Here is a 20712-nt window from a genome sequence, read left to right on the forward strand (position 1 = left end):
GGGTAGAGAAGGGGGCAGCAGAACACCACGCCAGATCATGGCGCCGAATCATGGGAGACCACCGATGCCGCGACCGACCTCCAAGACCATCGCCCGACGGCTGAACGGCGTGGCGCTTCCCGCTTTGGCTCTGCCGATGATCGCCCTGGCCTGCATGGCGGTCCCGGCGCGGGCGCAGACCGTCGAGGGTTCCGGGGGCAATCGGGTCATGATGTTCGAGCGCCCGCCGACCGTGGAGGAGCTGCGCGAGGCGGTGAAGCCCGGCCCCGCGGCGGCCCCTGCGACGGACGGCAGCGAGCAGCCGAAGATCCGCACCCGCAGCATCGAGATCATCGGCGGCGGCATGAACAGCGCCAACCGCCCGCGTCCGACCGACAGCGTGAACTACGGCGCGCCGGCCCAGCAGCAGGCGACCTCGCAACAGAGCTACAGCCCGCCGACCGCGCCGGTGGCGCAGCCGGAACCGGCGCCCCAGCCCAAGCCCAAGCGCGCGCCCGTGCAGGAGGCCGCGGCCCCGCCCGTCGCCCCGCCGCCGGCCGCGCCGCGCCGCTCCAACGGCGTGCAGCCGGCCACCCTCTCCGCGCCGGAGACCCCGGCGGAGACCCGCCCGACCAACGGCTTCGGCTTCCGCATCAACTTCGCCTTCAACTCCGCCGACGTGCCGAAGGAGTTCTATTCCTACGTCGACGCGGTCGGTGGGCTGATGTCGCAAGACCCGCAACTCCGCCTCGTCATCGAAGGTCACACCGACGCCGTGGGAAGCGAGCAATACAACATCGCCCTCTCCGAGCGCCGGGCCGTGTCGGTGGGCGAGTATCTGGTGCGCGTCCACCACATCGAGCCGCAGCGCATTGCCATTGCCGGCCTGGGCAAGAGCCAGCCGCTGACTCCCGACCCGACCGACAGCCGCAACCGGCGCGTCGAGTTCCGGCCCATCCAGTGACCGAGAGGGAAGGGGGACGCGCGCCATGGTCCGAAAACTCCTTCTCCTGGTGGCGATCGCGGCGCTCCCCCTCGTCGGGGGCGCCGCCGACGCGACGGTGGTCCGCAAGAGGAGCAGCGACGCGGGGGTGCAGCCCGGCGGCATCGACGTCGGGGTTCCCAAGGGCCGCGTGCGCATCCAGTGCTGGCAGGACGGCGAGAAGATCATCGACGAGAGCGATCTGAACGTCCTGTCACTCAGCGTCGCCAGCCAGTTGAACGCGTTGCGCTTCCGCCGGGCGGGTGAGCCGGAGAACAGTCTCGCCATCGTGACGCGGAACCGGACGTCGTGTCTGTTGAGCCCGAAGGAATGATGGGAGTATTGCCCCCACCCTGACCCTCCCCCGCTTCGCAGGGGAGGGAATTGGTGCTGCATGTACAAAAAATCCCTCCCCTGCGAAGCGGGGGAGGGAGGGGACCGGCGAAGCGGGGAGGGTGGGGGCAATGCCCCCATCACCTCCGCTCTCAATGCACGCTGACCAGTTCCATTCCATGCTCCTGAAGCGTCGCCCCCGCCGAAGCGCGGTCGGTGTCCAGCCACAGGCAGGTGCCGTTGGCGGCGTACACGGCGTAGGCGGGCAGGCCGTCGATCTCCACCGACCGCAGATAGGCGACTTCCAGGATTCCATGACGGGCGAAGCGGTCATCGAAACCCTCGGCGGCGTCGGCTTTGGTGCGGCGGTCGGTCATGGTCGGTCTCCTCGGGCGCTGGGGCGGACCAACGGGGCGCCGGTCCTGCCCAGCACTCTAGGGGGCTGGACCGGGCCGCGCTGTGGAGCCCGCCACACTCAGTACGTCGGAGGGGGGCCAACTCCTGCGCAACTTTGTGCCGCACCTCACAGCCGCCACCGCATTCGCCGTCTAGCCTCGACGGGCCGGCAAATTGGCCGGCGCGCATCATTTCGGAGGTCCGACCATGCCCGTCCGTTCACGGCGTCCGCCCTTCTTTGGGCCGGGTCCGCAGCCCCGTCCTTCCCCCTTCGCCGCCTGGACAGGCGTCCGGGAAACGCCAATGATTCCGCGATCCCCGCCGGTGGAGGCCAGCATGGCGCACAGGACCCTGAGCGGACTCGTGGCGGCGGCCCTGACCCTGGCCGCCGTCGGAGCGGTCGGCGTCACCGCCGGCCGCGCGGCGGCGGAGCAGGCGGTGGTCGTCGCCTCCACCGCCCCAGGCTACGCGCAGGGGCAACTGGTTCCTGACGGCGCGGCGGTCAATGTGCCGGACGGCGCCAACGCCATGTTCCTGTTCGCCAACGGACGCATGCTGCGGATCAAGGGGCCGTTCGACGGGCCGCTGGACCGCATGCCCGACGCCTCGGGCTGGACCGGCGTCGGCAACCTCGTCGGCGGCGAGCGCTTCTTCCAGACCGACCTGGGCGCGGCCCGCGCGGTCGGCACCCCGATGCAGAAGGGGGAGGAGCAGGTCTTCACCCTCGACCCTGGCCGGGCCGGAACCCAATGCGTGAAGTCCGGCGGCACGGTGCTGCTGCGCAAGCCCGCCGACCCGGCGCTGATTCCGGCCACCCTGCGTGACGAAAACCGCGGCGCCACCGCCACGCTGCGCTGGGACAAGGGGGTGACGATGCCTTGGCCGCGTGAGCTTCCGATGACGGACGGCACCGCTGTCTCCGTCGCCGGGCCGGATGGGCGGGTGCGCCACAGCATGACGTTGCGCGTGGTCAGTGCCGATGGGCAAGGCGCGGAGTTGGCCGTCCGGCTGGCTGGTGCCGGCTGCGCCACCCAGGCGGCGGTTCTGCTGGACCCGGTGCGGGACAGCGTGGCGCCGCTGAACCTCTATCTCGCCACCGATCGCGGCCTCTACCCGACCTATCGGTCCGGGGAGGCGGTGACGCTGGTGCTCCAGACGAACCGGGACGCGCATCTCTACTGCTACCTGCGCAACACGCGCGGCCAGCTGACGCCGATCTACCCGCCGGGGGCGTCGGCCAGCTCGCTGGTGGAGGGGCATCGCACCCTGACGCTGGCCGGCGACCGCATGCCGGTGCCGCTGCGTGCCGCGGAGCGGTCGGGGAGCCTGTCCGCCGACCAGGAGGTGCGCTGCTTCGCCGCCGGGCGCGATCTGGGCGCCGACCTGCCGGGGCGGCAGGACGCCTTCCGGCCGCTGTCCGACGAGGCGGCGGCCCGGCTGGAACGGACGCTCGCCTCGCTGAAGCAGACCGAACTGGTGATGGCGCAGGTGATCCTGCGCGTGGAGTGAGGGCGCCGCCGTTGGGGACATCGGGGGGCAGGCCAAGCTGGGCAAAAGCCCCGTGGCTCGCCAAAGGACTGGCCAGAGGGCTGGTGGGCTTGGCCGCGGTGGTCGGCGTGTCGGCGGCGGCGCTGGGGCTGACCCGGCTGGTGCCGCCCCTGCGCTCCGCCGACGAGAGCTTCCGCGACCTCGCCATCGCCTACTTCACGCCGCCGGCCCCGCAGCATCCCGGCATCGTGCTGGTCACGCTGGGGGAGGACCTGTTCGCCGCGCTGGCCTGCCGGTCGCCGGTTGACCGCGGCTTCCTCGCCGATCTGGTGGGGACGCTGGAGGCGGCGGGTGTGCGGGCGATCGGGCTGGACATCCTGTTCGACCAGCCGACCCTGCCGGCGCTCGACGAGCGGCTGCGCCAGCGCATCCAGCGCGCCACGGTGCCGGTGGTCGCCATCACCGCGCTCGGCGACACGCCGCTGACGGAGGAGCAGCGCCGCTACCTCGGGCGCTTCCTCGACGGCATCCCGCACGGCCACGCCAACCTTGCCAAGGACCGGCTGGACGGCACGGTGCGCTGGCATGTGCCGCGCGGGCCGGACGGGCTGCCCAGCTTTCCGGCGCGGATGGCCCAGCTTGCGGGAGGAGCGGCCGGGGGGGAGGTCCCGGTGGAGCCCTTCCGCATCGACTGGCACGCCCGCCCGTCGCCGGACGCGCCGCCCTTCCCGACCTATCCGGCGGACATGGTGGGGATGCTGCCGCGCGGCTGGCTGGCCGGGCGGATCGCCGTGGTCGGCACCGTCCTGGTCGGGGTGGACCAGCACCGCACGCCGCTGTCGGTCGCCGGCCTGTCCACGCCGGGGGTGGAGATCCAGGCCCACGCGCTGGCCCAGATCCTCGACGGGCGGACCAGCCGCGACCTGTCCGACGGCTGGATGATCGCGCTGGTGCTGGCGCTGAGCGCCGCAGGGGTGGCATTGGCGGTGGCCGGCTGGCCGGTGTGGCTGCTGGTGCCGGCCAGCCTGCTCGGGCTGCTGGCCCTGTGGGCGGCGGCGCTGGCGCTGTTCGCCCAGGGCGGGCCGCTGGTGGCGATGATGGCACCGTCGGCGGCGTGGCTGGGCGGCATCGCCGCGATGACCGCGCATCTGTCGCTGAAGGAGCGCACCGACCGCCGCAGCCTGATGCAGCTGTTCGCCAACCACGTCTCCCAGCCCGTCGCCGAGGAGATCTGGCGGGAGCGCGCGACCTTCCTGGCCGGCGGGCGACCCCGTCCGCAGGAACTGACCGCCACCGTCTTCTTTTCCGACATCGAGGGCTTCACCACCGTCTGCGAGGCGCTGGAGCCGGAGCCGCTGATCCTCTGGCTGGAGGGCTACCTCGACGCCATGGTGCGGGTGGTGGCGGCGCATGACGGGATCGTGCTGCGCTTCATCGGCGACGCCATCCTGGCGGTCTTCGGCGCTCCCGTCGCCCGCACCACCCAGGCGGAGATCGACGCCGACGCCGAGCGCGCCGTGCGATGCGCCATCCAGATGGGGCGTGAGCTTCGGGAGTTGAACAAGCGCTGGCAGGCCGAGGGGTTGCCGGCCATCGGCATCCGCGTCGGCATCCACACAGGGCCGCTGGTGGCGGGCAGCCTGGGCGGGCTGCGGCACATGGAATATTCGCTGCTCGGCGACACCGCCAACACGGCGGCCCGGCTGGAGGCGTTGGGCAAAACGGTTGATATGCGCTCCTCCCCCCATTGCCGGATCGTCATCGGGGAGCCGACTTGGACGGCGGTGCAGGGCACGGTGGCCGGACTGCCGGTGGGCGAGATGGCGCTGAAGGGCAAGCGCAAGGCGGTCCGCGCCTGGCTGGTCCTCGACCGGGAGGGGGAGGAGGCGCGGCCCGCGGCGGAGGCCGGGGAGTGAGCGGGCCTTCTCCGTATTCGGGATTAGGCTGAATGAACGCTTGGTGCGCAGGAATCGAAATATTAACATCGGCTAATTGGCAATTTTATGCCGACAGGTGCCGGGTATGGGGTGCGCAACCGCCTTCCCACCATGGAGCCGGCCGATGTTCGACGGACCTTCGACGCAGCATCGTTTGGGCAGGGACCTCTGGTCGCTCGGCCTCGTCCTGCTGTTGCTGAGCCTCTTCGGGTGGGCTCCGGGCGCGGCCGCCCAATCCGCTCCCTCTCAATCTCCATCACCCCAGGCCTCCCAGTCCCCGGAGAAGCGCATCGCGCTGGTCGTCGGCATCGGCAAGTACGAATTCGCCCCCGAACTCCAGAACCCGGTCAACGACGCCAAGGCCATCGCCGAGGCCCTGCGCAAGCTGCAGTTTGACGTGGACGAGAAGTTCGACATGGACAACCGCGGCTTCGAGCGGGCGTTGCGCGACTTCGGCATCCGCGCCTCGCAGGCCGACGTGGCGGTGATCTTCTACGCCGGGCACGGCATCCAGGTGGGCGGCAACAACTACATCGTCCCGGCGGACGCAAGGTTGGAGCGCGAGCGCGACCTCGTCTACGAAGCAATGCCGCTGAACCTGATGCTGGGCGAGCTGTCGCAGGCGCGCAAGCTGGGCATCCTGATGCTCGACTCCTGCCGCAACAACCCCTTCGTGGACCGGCTGAAGCAGGCCGGGCAGAACCGCATCCAGGTCAACTACGGCTTCGCCCGTGTCGACGACACGCCCAGCGACACGCTGGTCGCCATGGCCACCCGCGCCGACCAGCTGGCCGAGGACGGGCAGGGCGACCACAGCCCCTACACCGACGCGCTGCTCCAGCACCTCCAGACGCCGGGGCTGGAGTTGAGCCTGTTCTTCCGCAACGTGCGCGACACCGTGCGGCAGGCGACCAACGGGCGGCAGGAGCCCTACATCTTCGGCTCGCTGGGGGCGGCGCCCTTCTACTTCAACCCGCGCCCGCCCAACCGCCCGCCTGTGCTCGGCGAGATCCGCCCGCTGGAGCTGTCCGACCGCGCCGACGCCGAACCGCTGCGCATCGGGCGCCCGACCGATCCCGACGACGACCAGCTCTTCGCCCAGATCTCCGGCCTGCCGCGCGGCGGCAGCGTGCGCATCGGCGACCGCATCGTGCTGATCGGCGACTACCTGACGGTGGAGCAACTCGCCGCCACCAGCTTCAAGCCGGATGCGACGGTGGTGGGCGACGCCGGGCGCTTCGACTTCGCGATCATGGACGGGCGGGGCGGCATGGTGCGGGGCGGCGTGGCGATCACCATCAAGCCGAGCAACCGTGAGCCGGTGGTGGCCGGTGCGCGCACCATCCGCGCCCTGCCGAATCGCCTAGCGATCGAGGCGCCGGTGGACCCCGACGGCGACCCGCTGACCATCACCGTCACCGCCGTGCCCGACCGCGGCAAGGTGCGCGACGGCGCCACCTTGATCCGCCCCGGCGACCGCTTGCCGGCCGAGGGGCTGACCCGGCTGACCTTCGATCCGGAGCAGGAACGGCCGGGTGCCGCCGGCGCCTTCACCTATCAGGTGGAGGACGGCAAGGGCGGCAAGGCCACCGGCACCGTGACGCTGGAGATCGCCCCGCCGGGAACCGCTCCGGCTGCGCCGGCGCTTGAGGAATCGCTGTGGCAGATGGTCAGGGGCAGCCGCGAGCCCGCCGACTTCGAGGCCTTCCTGCGCCTGTTCGGCAACGGCGCCTACGCCAAGCCGGCGCGCGAGAAGCTGGGCGCGCTCACCCCCGCCGCCAAGCCGCCGGAGGTCGCGTCGGTTCGGCCGCCGCCACCGGCCCAATCGGCTCCTCCTCCGGCTTTGACCCCGGCCCCGGCCCCAACACCGGTCGTCGAGGCGGCGGCACCGCCCCCGCCGACACCGCCGCAGCCAGTGCCAGCGCCAGTTCCAGCGCCGGAGCAGCTGGCCGCGGCGCCCCCGAGCGGCAACGGGAACAGCGCGGTGCGCAACCACAGCAAGTCGGCCAGCTTCCAGGACTGCCCGGACTGCCCGGTGATGGTGCGCATCGCGCCCGGCAGCTTCAGCATGGGCAGCGACCAGGGCGACCGCTCCGAACGTCCGGTGCACAAGGTGACCATCGCCAAACCCTTCGCGCTCGGCGCCTACGAGGTAACGGTGGCCGAATGGCGCGCCTGCGTCGAGGGCGGCGGCTGCACCGGCGGCATGCCGCGCATGACCAAGCCCACCGACAGCACCCCGATCCACAACATCTCCTGGCTGGAGGCCCAGGCCTACGCAAAGTGGCTGAGCCAGAAGACCGGCCAGCGCTACCGCCTGCCCTCCGAGGCGGAGTGGGAATACGCGGCGCGCGGCGGCACGACCGGCCGCTACTGGTGGGACGGGCAGACGGGGACGCTCGCCAACTGCAAGGACTGCGGCGGGGCGCAGGAGCGGCTCACCCCGGCCTCGGTCGGCAGCTACAAGCCGAACCCCTTCGGCCTGCACGACATGAACGGCGGGGTGGCGGAGTGGGTCGCCGACTGCTGGCACGCCGACTATGCGGGCGCGCCGACGGACGGCAGCGCCTGGACGCCGGCCAACTGCCGGGAGCGCGTGCTGCGCGGCGGGTCGTGGCGGGGCGGCTTGGCTGACATCACCGACACGGCGCGGCTGTTCTACGATCCCGACGTGCGGTACCTGAACAACGGGGTGCGGGTGCTGCGGGAGTTAAATTGAGGAGTGGTTGGGTCGTGTCCCCACCCTAACCCTCCCCCGCTAACGCAGGGGAGGGGACAGATGACGCTTCGCAGAAGGCACCCTCTCCCGCCCAGCGGGGGAGGGCCGGGGTGGGGGCCCGACGCGACACCTCTATCCATTCGCCTCGGCAATCTCCTCCAGCGCGTCGCGGTCGAGCAGGGTGATCCGCCCCGACTCCACGGCGATCACGCCGTTGCGCTGCCATTCGCCCAGCAGCTTGTTGATGCTCTCCCGCGAGACGCCCACCAGACATCCGAGCTGCTGCTGCGACAGCTTGATGTCCAGCTTCAGCCCGCCCGGCGCCGGTTTGCCGAACACGTCAGCCAGCCGCATCAGCGCGCGGGCGAAGCGCGACGACGCCTCCAGGAACAGCGTGTCCTCCAGATGCTCGCTGGTTTGGCGCAGGCGCTTGCACAGCACCGTGATGAGCTGGAGCGCCACCGCCGGGCGCTCGTTGAGCAGCGGCACGAACTTCGAGCGGTCGAGCACCAGCAGGTCGGTCTCCTCCAGCGCCACGGCGTCGGCGGTCCGCGGCTCGCCGTCGAGCAGGGCGATCTCGCCGAACAGACCGCCCTTGTTGATGATGTTCAGCACCAGCTCCTTGCCGTCGGTGGAGTGGGAGCAGATCTTCACCCGCCCGCGGATGACCGCCATCATGCTGTCGCCGGGGTCGCCCTTCTGGAAGATGACCGCGCCGGGCCGGAAATAGGCCAGCCGGGCGCTGGCGGCGAGGCGTTGCAGTTCCGGCTTCTCCAGATGCTTCAGCAGGAAATGCCCGGACAGCACCAGTTCCTTGTCGAACGCGATCCGCACCGTCGTCATGGTCGCCCCCATACGGCTCGATGCCGGACAGTGTAGCGGGCGGACGGCTCGCAACCGCGGCGCCAGAGGCGGTAACGCGCTCGCCCGTCCCTGCCACGTTCTTGCGGGCATTGGGGACGGGACCGACCAAAGGTGAAACTTGTTCTGCCCAATGGTTCGTGACTACCATCGTTGGCAAGGCGTTCGATGTAAGGCGCCGGTTCATAAAAGCAGGGACCGCAGAACAGGGAAGGAGACGAGCGTGGACGCCACCACTCCGTCCGCAGAGCTGTCCAGGCGCACGGCCAACCATGTGCCGCTGACGCCGCTGGACTTCCTGCGCCGCTCCGCGATGGTCTATCCGGACAAGACCGCCGTGGTCTACGGCCCGTTGCGGCGGAGCTGGTTGGAGGTTGAACACCGCGCCCGCGCGCTGGCCTCCGCGGTGAGCCGGGCCGGCGTCCGGCCGGGGGAGGTGGTGTCGGTCCTGGCCTTCAACACCCCGGCGATGCTTGAGGCGCATTTCGGCGTTCCCGGCGCCGGTGCGGTGCTGAACGCCATCAACACGCGGCTCGACCCGCCCGCCGTCGCCTTCATCCTGGAGCACGCCGAGAGCCGCCTGTTCCTGGTGGACCGCGGCCTGTCCGCGGTGGCCCGCGCCGCGCTGGAGCGCATGACGGCCCCGCCGCGGGTGGTGTGGATCGACGACCCGGCGGCGCAGGACGCCGACCCGGTGGGCGATCTGGAGTATGAGGATTTCCTCAAGACCGGCGACCCCGAGGCGCCCTGGCGCAGGCCGGAGGACGAGTGGGAGTCCATCGCGCTCAACTACACCTCCGGCACCACGGGCAACCCCAAGGGTGTGCTGTACCATCACCGCGGCGCCCATCTGAACGCGCTCGGCAACGTCATCACCTTCGGGCTGCGGCCGGACAGCGTCTATCTTTGGACGCTGCCCATGTTCCACTGCAACGGCTGGACCTACCCCTGGGCGGTGACGGCGGTCGGGGCGACCCATGTCTGCCTGCGCGCCGTCGACCCGGCGGCGATCTTCCGCCTGATCGCCGAGGAGAAGGTCACCCATCTTTGCGGCGCGCCGGTCGTGCTGACCATGCTGATCCACGCGCCGGACGCGGTGAAGCGCGCCTTCGACCACGGCCCGGTGCAGGTGGCGACCGGCGGCGCCGCGCCGCCCAGCGCGGTGATCGCGGGCATGGAGCGGATGGGCTTCCGCCTGACCCACCTCTACGGCATGACGGAATGCTACGGCCCCTCCACCGGCTGCGCGTGGCAGGAGGCCTGGGCGGAGCTGCCGCTGGAGGAGCGGGCGGTGAAGATGGCCCGCCAGGGCGTGCCCAACGTCACCATGTCCGAGCAGACCGTGCTGGACCCCGACACCGGCCGCGAGGTGCCCGCCGACGGCGAGACGCTGGGCGAACTGGCGCTGCGCGGCAACACGGTGATGAAGGGCTACTTGAAGAACCCGGCGGCGACCGACGAGGCGTTGCGCGACGGCTGGCTGCACACCGGCGACCTCGCCGTCCTCCACCCCGACCGCTACGTCGAGATCAAGGACCGCGCCAAGGACATCATCATCTCCGGCGGCGAGAACATCGCCTCGCTGGAGGTCGAGGAGGTCCTCTACAAGCACCCCCACGTCATGGAGGCCGCCGTCGTCGCCCGTCCCGATGCGAAATGGGGCGAGACTCCCTGTGCCTTCGTCACGCTGAAGCCGGGATCGGAGGGGCGGGTGAGCGAGGCCGAGGTGATCGGCTGGTGCCGCGACCATCTCGCCCACTTCAAGACGCCGCGGACGGTGGTGTTCGGGGCCCTGCCGAAGACCTCGACCGGGAAGATCCAGAAGTTCGTGCTGCGCGAGCAGGCGAGGGGGTTGTGAGGGAGAGGTCGCATCGGGCCCCCCTCCCAACCTCCCCCCGCTGCGCAGGGGGAGGAGCCGTTCCCTCTCTCGCGAAGCGGGGGAGGGGTAGGGAGGGGACCCGACGCATGAACCCCACCTTCACAAACTCAGGACTTCCATGACCTTCCCTCTCACCAACCGCACCGCCCTGGTCACCGGGGCCTCCGCCGGCCTGGGCCGTCACTTCGCCGGTGTGCTGGCTGCGGCGGGCGCCCGCGTCGCTCTGGCTGCGCGGCGGCGCGAGAGCCTGGACGCCGCCGTCGCCGAGATCGAAGCGGCGGGCGGGCAGGCCATCGCCGTGCCGCTGGACGTCACCGACGCTGCCTCCGTCCGCAACGGCGTCCGCGAGGCGGCGGGTGCGCTCGGCGGGCTGGACATCCTCGTCAACAACGCCGGGGCCACCGTCGCCAAGCCCGCGCTGGATTACGCGGAGGAGGAGTGGGACCGCGTCATCGACACCAACCTGAAGGGCGCCTTCCTCACCGCGCAGGAGACGGCGCGCGTGATGAGGGAGCAGGGGCGGGGCGGGTCGATCGTCAACATCGCCTCCATCCTCGGGCTGCGGGTGGCCGGCCATGTCGTGGCCTACACCGCGTCGAAGGCCGGGCTGGTGCAGATGACCCAGGCGGTGGCCCTGGAATGGGCGCGTTACGGCATCCGCGTCAACGCGCTGGCCCCCGGCTACATGGAAACCGACCTGAACCGCGATTTCCTGGCGACCGACGCCGGGCAGGCGCTGATCCGGCGGGTGCCGCAGCGGCGGCTGGGACGGCTGGCGGACCTCGACGGGCCGCTGCTGCTGCTCTGCTCCGACGCGTCGGCCTACATGACCGGAGCGGTGGTGCCGGTGGACGGCGGGCATCTAGTCAGCACCCTGTAATCAAGAAAAAACGACGGAGAGGACCCGAACCGATGGATTTCAGCCTGCCCCCGCCGATCGAGGAATTCCGCCGCCGCGTGCGCGCCTTCGTGGAGGAGCGCATCCTGCCGCTGGAAGCGGACCCGGCCTCCTACGACGCGCACGAGAACATCGCGCCCGCCCTGCTGGAGCGCCTGCGCGGGGAGGTGAAGGCCGCCGGGCTGTGGGCGCCGCAGATGCCGGTGGAGCGCGGCGGGCAGGGGCTGGGAATCGTCGGCATGGCCGCCGCCTACGAGGAGATGAACCGCTCCATCTTCGGGCCGGTCTGCTTCAACTGCGCCGCCCCTGACGACGGCAACATGCAGCTTCTCAACAAGGTCGCGACCGAGGCGCAGAAGGAGCGCTGGCTCCAGCCCATCGTCGAGGGCAAGGTGCGCTCCGCCTTCGCGATGACCGAGCCGCATCCCGGCGGCGGTTCCGACCCGTCGATGATGAAGACCCGGGCGGAGCGCAAGGGCGACCGCTGGGTGATCTCCGGCCATAAATGGTTCATCACCGGGGCGGGCGAGGCGCAGCATTTCATCCTGATCGCCCGCACCTCCGACGACAAGCGCAAGGGGCTGACCGCCTTTCTGTTCGACAAGGACCAGCCCGGCTGGGAGATCGTCCGCCGCATCCCGATCATGGGGCCGGAGGAGCATGGCGGCCATTGCGAGCTGCGTTTCGACGGGCTGGAGGTCTCCGACGAGAACGTCCTGATGACCGTCGGCGACGGGCTCAAGGCGACGCAGATCCGCCTCGGCCCGGCGCGGCTGACCCATTGCATGCGCTGGACCGGCCTGTCGAAGCGGGCCATGGAGATCGCCGCCGCCTATGTGCGCGAGCGCGAGAGCTTCGGCACCACGCTCGCCGGGCACGAGGGCGTGCAGTGGATGATGGGCGACGTCGCCATGCAGATCGAGATCGGGCGGCTGCTGGTCATGAAGGCGGCGTGGCAGCTCGACCGCGGCGACTTCGCCCGCAAGGAGGTGTCGATGGCCAAGGTCCATGTCGCCGACACGCTGCACAAGGCGGTGGACACGGCCATCCAGCTCTGCGGGGCCAGGGGCTATTCGAAGGACACGGCGCTGGAGTGGATGTACCGCTACGCTCGGCAGGCCCGGCTGGTGGACGGGGCGTCGGAGGTCCACAAGATGGTCCTGGCGCGATTCTACATGGACGAGGGCGACGGCTTCTGGGCCTGGGGGTGATGGGATGGGCGCACTGATCGACGGGGAAAGCCGGCCGCGGCTGGAATCGTGGCTGGCCGGGGCGACTGGCGCGACGCGCGTGTCGGTGGCCGACGAAGGCACCCTGGGCGGGGGAGCCATCTCGCTCAACCTCGCGGTGACTCTGGACATCGATGGCGGGCCGCAGGCCGGGCGGCACGCCTGCGTGCTGCGTGCCCAGCCGGGCGGCGGCGCGGCGGCGTCCGGCATGAAGGCCAGCATTTCCAAGGCGCAGGAGTTCGCCGTGCTGCGCGCCGCCTTCGGCGCCGGGGTGGCGGCGCCCGAACCCATCGCCGCTTGCGGCGACCCGGCGGTTCTCGGCGCCGACTTCTACATCATGCGCCGCGCCGAGGGCATCGGGGCCGGGCACAAGGTGGTGAAAGCCGACCAGCCGCAGCGCGGGCTCGCCCGCGAGCTTGGCCGGCAACTCGGCCGCCTGCACAAGGCCGGGCCGGACACGCCGGGGCTGGAGGATCTGCCGGTGCCGGCCGCGTCGCCGGCGCTCGACTGCGTCCACGCCTACCGCGACTGGCTGGGCGATCTGGCGCTGCGCGACGCCGTTCTGGCCTGGGGCCTGCGCTGGCTGGAAATTCACGCGCCGCCGCCGGGCGATCTGGTGCTGTGCCACCGCGACTACCGCACCGGGAACTATCTGGTGAAGGACGGCGGCCTGACCGCCATCCTGGATTGGGAATTCGCGGGATTCAGCGATCCCATGGAGGATCTCGGCTGGTTCTGCGCCCGCTCCTGGCGGTTCGGGCGCCACGACCGCGAGGCGGGCGGGCTGGCCGGTCGGGAGGACTTCTACGCCGGTTACGAGGAGACCTCGGGCCGCCGGGTGGACCCGCAGGCGGTGGCCTATTGGGAAACCGCCGCCTACATGCGCTGGGCGGCCATCGCGGTCCTCCAGGGACGCCGCCACACGTCGGGGGAGGAGCCGTCGCTGGAGCTGGCTTTGACCGGGCGGATGCTGCCGGAGATCGAGTTGGACTTGTTGCGCCACATCCGTGGGCTGGGGCTGACGGCGTCCGCCCCGGCGGCGGTGGGTGCCGAACCGTCCGGCGATGCCGACGAAGAAAGGGTCGCCTGATGCGCACCAGCCCCGACGTCCAGGAATTGCTGAGCATCGTCGCGGAAACCTTCCGGACGGACCTGCTTCCCCACATCCCGCCGGCCCAGCGCTACACGGCGCTGATGATCGCCAACGCGCTCGGCATCGTGCAGCGCGAACTGGCCGGCTCGGACGAGGCCGGCCACGCCATGCTGGCGGCGCTGGCCCTGCTCTACGGCGAGGACGCCGACGACAGCCTGTCCGGCGCCGACCTGCGCCAGCGGGTGGAGGCCCTGCAGCACCGGCTGTGCATCGAGATCGCCGCGGGCGACTTCGACCACCACGGCCAGGACGTGCTGATGGAGTGCCTGGAGGAAATCGTCCAGGCCCGGCTGGGCATCGCCAATCCGAAGCTGTTGCGGGGGTAGATCAGGTATTCCCTCTCCCGTCCCGGGAGAGGGTGGCCCGAAGGGCCGGGTGAGGGTTGTGCGAGGATTGATCCACCAATCCTTGCTGGTACCCTCACCCTCCCACGCGTGGGCCCCTCCCTCTCCCGGGGCGGGAGAGGGAAGCGAAGGATATGGGCGTCACTCCGCAATCGGCTCGTAGAATTCCGGACCGAAGTCGGCGGCTTGGCGGCTGGTCACGTTGAAGGGCTTCTTCAGGCCGCCGCGGAAATACCGCTTCACCAGATCCTGCCACGTTTCCACCGGGTCCACGCCGCGCTTGGCGCAGAGATGGCCGAACCAGCGGCGTCCGGCGGCGACGTGGGTGATCTCCTCGTCATGGATGACCTGGAGCAGGGCGGCGCTCTCGGCGTCGCCGAACTCGCGCAGGCGGCGGACGGTTTCCGGGGTGACGTCGAGTCCGCGCGCCTCCAGCACCATCGGCACCACGGCCAGCCGGGCGGCGAGGTCGTGGGCGGTGGTGGTCGCGGCCTGCCACAGCCCGTCATGGGCCGGCAACTCGCCATAGCCGGAGCCGAGCTGGTTCAGCCGCTCCTCCAGCATCTGGAAATGCCGGGCCTCGTCGTCGGCGACCTGCACCCAGTCGTCGGTGAAGCCCTTGGGCATCCCCTCGCCGACGAAGCGGCACACGATGTCCCAGGCGAGGTCGATGGCGTTCAGCTCGATGTGGGCCAGCGCGTGGAGCAGGGCGAGGCGGTTCTGTGCGCTGCCGCCGCGCCCGCGCTTGGGCATGTCGCGGGGCAGCATCAGCGGCGGACGCTCCGGACGGGCGGGGCGCTCCGGCGGGACCCGCGCGCCGAACTCGGGAATGAGGCCATCGCGCCATGCCGCGGCGTAGTCCCGCGTCAGGCGCACCTTCTCCAGCGGCGCCGCGGTGGTCAGAACCGCGACGGCCGCGTCACACAGAGTCGTCACCATCCATACGCAACGAAATGGGGGTTCACGATGTCGGCCTTGCCGTAGAGAAAGGGCGAGCCGTCGGGCTGCTCCACCCGCCCGCCGGCGGCGGCGAGGATGGCGTGGCCGGCGGCGGTGTCCCATTCGCTGGTCGGGCCGAAGCGGGGGTAGAGGTCGGCTTTGCCCGAGGCCACCGTGCAGAATTTCAGCGAGCTGCCGCAGGTCACCCGGTTCTTCACCGTGTAGCCGGCGAGGAAGCCGTCCAGTTCGCTGCCGCTGCCGTGGGAGCGGCTGGCGACCACGGTCAGCCCGTCGGGCGGCGGCTTGCGCACCTGGATCGGGTAGTCGTGGCGGCCCTCCACCCAATGGACGGCGGTGCCGGCCCCGCAGGCGGCGTAGAGATCGCCGGTGGCCGGCGCGTAGACGACGCCCAGGACCGGACGCCCGCCGTCGATCAGGGCGATGTTGACGGTGAACTCGCCGTTGCGGCTGATGAATTCCTTGGTGCCGTCGAGCGGATCGACCAGCCAGAACCGCCCGCCGGAAATGTCCGGCCGGTGCCCGGCGGCCACGGCCTCCTCCGCGACAACCGGAATGCCGGGGGCGATATGGTGAAGGGCCGGGGTGATGACATGCTCGGCGGCCAGATCGGCCTGGGTGACCGGACTGCCGTCGACCTTTGTGGCGGCGTCGATGCCGTCGTTGTAGAAGCGCAGGATCACCTGACCCGCTTCGTGGGCGATGGTCCGCACCTTGGGCAGCAGGCTTGCCGCGGCGGTGTCGGTCATGGGTGGTCCTCCGGTCGGCTGGTGTGCGAACGGTCACCATAGCGCGCCCGGATGGTGGGCTGGAAGGCTGGAAAGGGCGGGGAGGACGGGAGAATGCGGATGAACGCGGGCTGGCGGGCGATGGAAACGGCGGACCTGGACCGTGTGATGGCCATTGCCGAGGTCGTGCACCCCGATTACCCGGAGGACCGCGCCGTTTTCGCCGAGCGGTTGGCCCTCTACCCGGACGGCTGCGCCATGGCGGAAGCTTTTGGGGTGGAGGCGGCCGGACCCTGCATCGGCTACATCGTCATGCATCCGGGCCGGCTGGGCGTTCCGCCGCCGCTCGATTCGCCGCTCGGCGCGCTGCCGGAAGTGCCGGACTGCCTCTATCTGCACGACGTCGCCCTGCTGCCCGCGGCACGGGGGCTGGGGTTGGGCGTGGCGGCGCTGGAGCGCATGAACGCGCTGGCGGCACGGCAGGGGTTTCGCTGGCTGGCCCTGACCTCCACCCCCGGCGCGCGGGCCTTCTGGGACGCGCAAGGATTCCGGCCCCATGACGGCGGGGCCGGGCTGGCGGCCAAGCTCGCCTCCTACGGCGGCGGCATGACCTACATGACCAAGCCTGTGAAAGGCTGATCCGACGCCTTTGTGATAATTTGCCAAAAATTGCATCCATCGCGCCGGGCGGAGACTCGATTTGCGGCAAGTTGTCCGACCCCGGCGGGCGGTGCGGGGTGCTATCTTGCGGCGTCCCCCACACCTTCAGCACAGCCGTTCGTCGGCAGGCCCCCCATGCAGCCATCCGCCCGCTTTCCGTGGAAGTCCGAATACACGGTCGGAAACGAGTCCATCGACGAGCAGCACCGGACCCTTCTGGAACTGGCCGGGCTGTTGCACATGGCGGTCGCGGCGGGGCAGGGCTACAAGATCATCCAGAACGCCTTCGCCGCCCTGGTGAAGTACACGGAGGAGCATTTCTCCGACGAGGAACAGTTCTGGATCGACGCCAAAAGCGCCGGCGTCGAGAAGCACAAGCGGCTGCACCGGCAGATCACCGAAGAACTGCTGGCCCTGCGGTTCGAGGGGCCGTACGGCGTCGTCTTCTGCACGCCCAACGAACTGACCAACTGGGTCGAGCACCGCCTGATCGCCCACTTCATCGAAGAGGATCAGGGCGTGTACCGCAGCCTGACCCCAAGTGCCAAGCGGAAGCGGGCCTCCGCCTGAGTCCGGCACCGCCTCCAATGGTGGTCCGCCATCGCAGGTTTCGCGTCCAACGTTGCCTTTGCCGTGGAACGGACCCAACTCTAACTGGTTTATGATGTGGCGCGGCTGCCGGATGGGCGCGGGATTCCCCGCCCGTGCGGCGGCCCCGCTCCACCAGACCAGCGGAGCGACGGGGCGGTATGAAGAACTCGGACAATGGCCGGATCGATCGGAACGACACGCTCTGGTACAAGGACGCGGTCATCTATCAGCTTCACGTCAAGGCGTTCTTCGACGCCGATAACGACGGCATCGGCGACATCGCCGGACTGACGCAGAAGCTTGACTACATCCAGGAGCTTGGCGTCACCACGCTGTGGCTGCTGCCCTTCTACCCCTCGCCGCTGCGCGACGACGGCTACGACATCGCCGACTACAAGGCGGTCAACCCGTCCTACGGCAATCTCCAGGACTTCAAGCGGTTCCTGCGCGAATGCCACGACCGCGGCCTGCGCGTGATCACCGAACTGGTCATCAACCACACCTCCGACCAGCACCCGTGGTTCCAGCGCGCCCGTCAGGCCAAGCCGGGATCGAACCACCGCAATTTCTACGTCTGGTCCGACACCGACCAGAAGTACCAGGGCACCCGCATCATCTTCTGCGACACGGAAAAGTCCAACTGGACCTGGGATTCCGAGGCGCAGGCCTATTTCTGGCACCGCTTCTATTCGCACCAGCCCGACCTGAACTTCGACAATCCGAAGGTCCTTCAGGAGGTGCTGAACGTCATGCGCTTCTGGCTGGACATGGGGGTGGACGGGCTGCGGCTCGACGCCGTGCCCTATCTGAAGGAGCGCGAGGGCACCAACAACGAGAACCTGCCGGAAACCCACGACGTCCTGAAGGCCATCCGCACGGAGATCGACAAGGGCTACGGCGACCGCATGCTGCTGGCCGAGGCGAACCAGTGGCCGGAGGACGTGCTGCCCTATTTCGGCGATCTGGAGAAGGGCGGGGACGAATGCCACATGGCCTTCCACTTCCCGCTGATGCCGCGCATCTACATGGCCGTTGCCATGGAGGACCGGCACCCCATCGCCGACATCATGCGCCAGACCCCGGACATCCCGGACGAGTGCCAGTGGGCCATCTTCCTGCGCAACCATGACGAGCTGACGCTGGAAATGGTCACCGACCGCGAGCGGGACTATCTCTGGGACTTCTATGCCGCCGACCGGCGCATGCGGATCAACCTGGGCATCCGGCGGCGCCTCGCCCCGCTGCTCCAGAACGACCGCCGCAAGATCGAGCTGCTGAAGAGCCTGCTGCTGTCCATGCCGGGCACGCCGGTGCTCTATTACGGCGACGAGATCGGCATGGGCGACAACATCTATCTCGGCGACCGCGACGGCGTGCGCACGCCGATGCAGTGGTCGCCCGACCGCAACGGCGGCTTCTCCCGCGCCGACCCGGCGCGGCTGTATCTGCCGGCGATCCAGGACCCGATCTACGGCTTCCAGGCCATCAACGTGGAGGCGCAGCAGCGCAGCCCGTCGTCTCTGCTGAACTGGATGAAGCGGCTGATCGCCGTGCGCCAGCAGCACAAGGCGTTCGGGCGCGGCCGTTTCCAGCTCCTCTATCCGGGCAACCGCAAGGTCCTGGCCTATCTGCGCTGCCATTCGACGGAGGAGGGCGACGAAGTCATCCTCTGCGTGGCCAACCTGTCCCGCTCCGCCCAGGCGGTGGAGCTTGACCTCAAACAGTTCCGCGGCCGCGTGCCGGTTGAGATGCTGGGCCGGACGGTCTTCCCGCCGGTCGGCGATCTGCCCTATCTGCTGACCATCCCCGCCTACGGCTTCTACTGGTTCGCGCTGGCCGCCGAGGCGGCTCTGCCGTCCTGGCACGAGACGATGCCGGAGCCGGTGCCCGACCTGCTGACCATCGTCGTGCGCGACGGCTGGCAGAGCCTGATCAGCGGCCGCGCCGGCGAGGAGCTGGCGCGCGACATCCTGCAGGCCTACCTGCCTCAGCAGCGCTGGTTCGCCGCCAAGGACCGCCGGATCGAGAGCGCGCACATCCCGATGTTCGCGCGGCTCAACGGGCCGGGCGACGGCTTCATGATGGTGCGGGCCGATGTCTCCCTGACTGGCGCCAAGCCGCAGTCCTACTTCCTGCCGCTCGCCATGAGTTGGGAGGAGAACGCCGGCAACACCGGCTGGCCGCTGCTCCCCTTCACGCTGGCCAAGGCCCGGCGCGGTCCGCGGACCGGCGCCATCTACGACGCCATGCAGGCCGACGCCTTCACCCGCAGCCTGCTGACCGCCCTGCGCGAGGGGCGGGAGGTTCCGGCGTCGAGCGGGCACCTGCGCTTCTCGCCCACGGCCTGCATGGCCGACCTGTCGGTGGACGACGACACCGAAATCCGCCGCCTCGGCGTGGAGCAGAGCAACAGCTCCATCCTCGTCGGCAGCCAGGCCGTGCTGAAGGCATTCCGCCGCCTGACCCCCGGCGCCCATCCGGAACTGGAGGTCGGGCGTTTCCTGACCGAGGTGGCGGGATTCCAGAACACGCCGCCGCTGCTCGGTTCGGTCGAGCATGTGGCGGAGGACGGCACGCCGACCGCGCTGTTCGTGCTCCAGGGCTATGTCCGCAACCAGGGCGACGGCTGGAGCAGCACCGTCGATTCGCTGGTGCGCGATCTTGACGACATCCGTCTCGGCCTGTCCCACGACCCAGAGGAGCCGACCGAGGGCGAACCCTTCGGCATGCACGCCGCCACGATGGCGACGCTGGGCCAGCGCACGGCGGAACTCCATTGCGCGCTGGCGAAGCGGACCGGCGATCCGGCCTTCGATCCGGAACCGGTCACCGCCGACGACCTGAAGGGCTGGGGCGAGGCCGCCCGCCGTCAGGCCGAGGCCGCCTTCGCCGCGCTGCCCGGCGCCCTGGACCGTCTGGCCCCTGCTGTGCGCGAGCAGGCGGAATCGCTGCTGGCCCGCCGTGCCGACGTGATGAACCGGCTGGCCGAGCTGGCGGACACCCCGCCGCAGGGCGACAAGACGCGCATCCACGGCGACTACCATCTGGGGCAGGTGCTGCGCGCCCAGAACGACTGGTACATCATCGACTTCGAGGGCGAGCCGGCGAAGTCGCTGGAGGAGCGCCGGGCCAAGCACAGCCCGCTGCGCGACGTGGCGGGGATGCTGCGCTCCTTCAACTACGCCACCTGGGCGGCGCTGTTCCGGATCGACGAGACGGGCGTGCTGGAGGAGGCCGGTGCCGTGATGGAGGCGGCGCTCGATTGGGAACGGCGCAGCATGCAGAGCTTCCTGGAGGCCTACCGCGCCGCCATGGGGGCCTGCCCGGACGTGCCGGACGGAACCACCGCCGACCGCCGTCTCCTCGCGCTCTTCCTGATGGAGAAGGCGCTGTACGAGATCGCCTACGAGGCCGCCAACCGGCCCAACTGGATCGGCATTCCGGTGAAGGGCGTGCTGGGGCTTCTGGACGGCGAGTCCTGAGGCGAAACCCGATGCGGGACATAGGACGCCGCGGGCGTGGTGTGACAAACGCCCCGGCGCTATGTTCACACCCCAAGAACGAGCAAGGGTAAGGGG

At 70.2% G+C, this 20712-nt stretch carries 17 protein-coding genes; 13 read left to right on the top strand and 4 right to left on the bottom strand.

Annotation, left to right across the window (positions count from 1 at the left end):
- The first annotated feature begins 64 nt into the window (after window positions 1-64).
- Together Sp245p_RS07205 and Sp245p_RS07210 are read left to right on the top strand one after the other, a co-directional pair.
- On the top strand, window positions 65-943 hold the full coding sequence (locus tag Sp245p_RS07205) for an OmpA family protein (protein ID WP_109138431.1): 879 nt from the start codon (window positions 65-67) through the stop codon (window positions 941-943).
- A 25-nt stretch (window positions 944-968) separates the two neighbouring features.
- Window positions 969-1295 (top strand): hypothetical protein, encoded by a 327-nt coding sequence (locus Sp245p_RS07210; protein ID WP_014240581.1) that lies wholly within the window; start codon window positions 969-971, stop codon window positions 1293-1295.
- 151 nt (window positions 1296-1446) lie between these two features.
- Here the strand turns inward: Sp245p_RS07210 and Sp245p_RS07215 are convergent, their stop codons facing one another.
- Window positions 1447-1671 carry a DUF1150 family protein gene (locus tag Sp245p_RS07215; protein WP_014240582.1) on the bottom strand — a complete coding sequence of 75 codons (225 nt, stop codon included), beginning with the start codon at window positions 1669-1671 and terminating at the stop codon, window positions 1447-1449.
- A gap of 355 nt (window positions 1672-2026) precedes the next feature.
- Between Sp245p_RS07215 and Sp245p_RS07220 the strand changes: the two genes are divergently transcribed.
- From Sp245p_RS07220 to Sp245p_RS07230, 3 genes are all read left to right on the top strand, one after another.
- Window positions 2027-3199, top strand: a complete 1173-nt coding sequence (locus tag Sp245p_RS07220; RefSeq protein WP_014240584.1) for a DUF4384 domain-containing protein — start codon at window positions 2027-2029, stop codon at window positions 3197-3199.
- 83 nt (window positions 3200-3282) lie between these two features.
- Window positions 3283-5094, top strand: coding sequence for an adenylate/guanylate cyclase domain-containing protein (locus Sp245p_RS07225; protein WP_041811085.1), 1812 nt, complete (start codon window positions 3283-3285; stop codon window positions 5092-5094).
- Window positions 5095-5239: 145 nt separating this feature from the next.
- Entirely contained in the window at window positions 5240-7834 is a 2595-nt protein-coding gene (locus Sp245p_RS07230; protein WP_165359968.1) for an SUMF1/EgtB/PvdO family nonheme iron enzyme, read from the top strand.
- 132 nt (window positions 7835-7966) lie between these two features.
- On the opposite strand, the gene Sp245p_RS07235 is transcribed toward Sp245p_RS07230, so the two are convergent.
- Window positions 7967-8677, bottom strand: a complete 711-nt coding sequence (locus Sp245p_RS07235; protein WP_014240588.1) for a Crp/Fnr family transcriptional regulator — start codon at window positions 8675-8677, stop codon at window positions 7967-7969.
- Window positions 8678-8918: 241 nt separating this feature from the next.
- On the opposite strand from Sp245p_RS07235, the gene Sp245p_RS07240 reads away from it, so the two are divergent.
- The 5 genes from Sp245p_RS07240 to Sp245p_RS07260 all read left to right on the top strand — a co-directional run bounded on the left by Sp245p_RS07240 (window position 8919) and on the right by Sp245p_RS07260 (window position 14180).
- Window positions 8919-10553: an acyl-CoA synthetase gene (locus Sp245p_RS07240; protein ID WP_014240589.1), complete on the top strand. Its 1635-nt coding sequence runs from the start codon at window positions 8919-8921 to the stop codon at window positions 10551-10553.
- A gap of 139 nt (window positions 10554-10692) precedes the next feature.
- Window positions 10693-11454 (top strand): SDR family NAD(P)-dependent oxidoreductase, encoded by a 762-nt coding sequence (locus tag Sp245p_RS07245; protein WP_014240590.1) that lies wholly within the window; start codon window positions 10693-10695, stop codon window positions 11452-11454.
- 32 nt (window positions 11455-11486) lie between these two features.
- A complete protein-coding gene (locus tag Sp245p_RS07250) occupies window positions 11487-12683 on the top strand; it encodes an acyl-CoA dehydrogenase family protein (RefSeq protein WP_014240591.1) in 1197 nt (398 codons plus the stop codon).
- A 4-nt stretch (window positions 12684-12687) separates the two neighbouring features.
- Window positions 12688-13791, top strand: a complete 1104-nt coding sequence (locus Sp245p_RS07255) for a phosphotransferase family protein (protein WP_109138434.1) — start codon at window positions 12688-12690, stop codon at window positions 13789-13791.
- Window positions 13791-14180 carry a DUF6285 domain-containing protein gene (locus Sp245p_RS07260; RefSeq protein ID WP_109138435.1) on the top strand — a complete coding sequence of 130 codons (390 nt, stop codon included), beginning with the start codon at window positions 13791-13793 and terminating at the stop codon, window positions 14178-14180. The genes Sp245p_RS07255 and Sp245p_RS07260 overlap by 1 nt, the downstream gene beginning before the upstream one ends.
- 159 nt (window positions 14181-14339) lie before the next feature.
- Here Sp245p_RS07260 and Sp245p_RS07265 read toward each other — a convergent pair whose 3' ends face one another.
- Window positions 14340-15137, bottom strand: coding sequence for a ferritin-like domain-containing protein (locus Sp245p_RS07265; RefSeq protein ID WP_014240595.1), 798 nt, complete (start codon window positions 15135-15137; stop codon window positions 14340-14342).
- Window positions 15131-15904, bottom strand: a complete 774-nt coding sequence (cysQ, locus tag Sp245p_RS07270; protein WP_014240596.1) for a 3'(2'),5'-bisphosphate nucleotidase CysQ — start codon at window positions 15902-15904, stop codon at window positions 15131-15133. The genes Sp245p_RS07265 and cysQ overlap by 7 nt, the downstream gene beginning before the upstream one ends.
- A 93-nt stretch (window positions 15905-15997) precedes the next feature.
- Between cysQ and Sp245p_RS07275 the strand changes: the two genes are divergently transcribed.
- The 3 genes from Sp245p_RS07275 to treS all read left to right on the top strand — a co-directional run bounded on the left by Sp245p_RS07275 (window position 15998) and on the right by treS (window position 20616).
- Window positions 15998-16522: a GNAT family N-acetyltransferase gene (locus Sp245p_RS07275; RefSeq protein WP_244439294.1), complete on the top strand. Its 525-nt coding sequence runs from the start codon at window positions 15998-16000 to the stop codon at window positions 16520-16522.
- Window positions 16523-16678: 156 nt separating this feature from the next.
- Window positions 16679-17113: a bacteriohemerythrin gene (locus tag Sp245p_RS07280; RefSeq protein WP_014240598.1), complete on the top strand. Its 435-nt coding sequence runs from the start codon at window positions 16679-16681 to the stop codon at window positions 17111-17113.
- A 179-nt stretch (window positions 17114-17292) separates the two neighbouring features.
- Window positions 17293-20616, top strand: a complete 3324-nt coding sequence (gene treS / locus Sp245p_RS07285; protein ID WP_014240599.1) for a maltose alpha-D-glucosyltransferase — start codon at window positions 17293-17295, stop codon at window positions 20614-20616.
- The last annotated feature ends 96 nt before the right edge of the window (window positions 20617-20712 follow it).

It is taken from the genome of Azospirillum baldaniorum (assembly GCF_003119195.2).
GTDB classification, from domain to species: Bacteria; Pseudomonadota; Alphaproteobacteria; order Azospirillales; family Azospirillaceae; genus Azospirillum; species Azospirillum baldaniorum.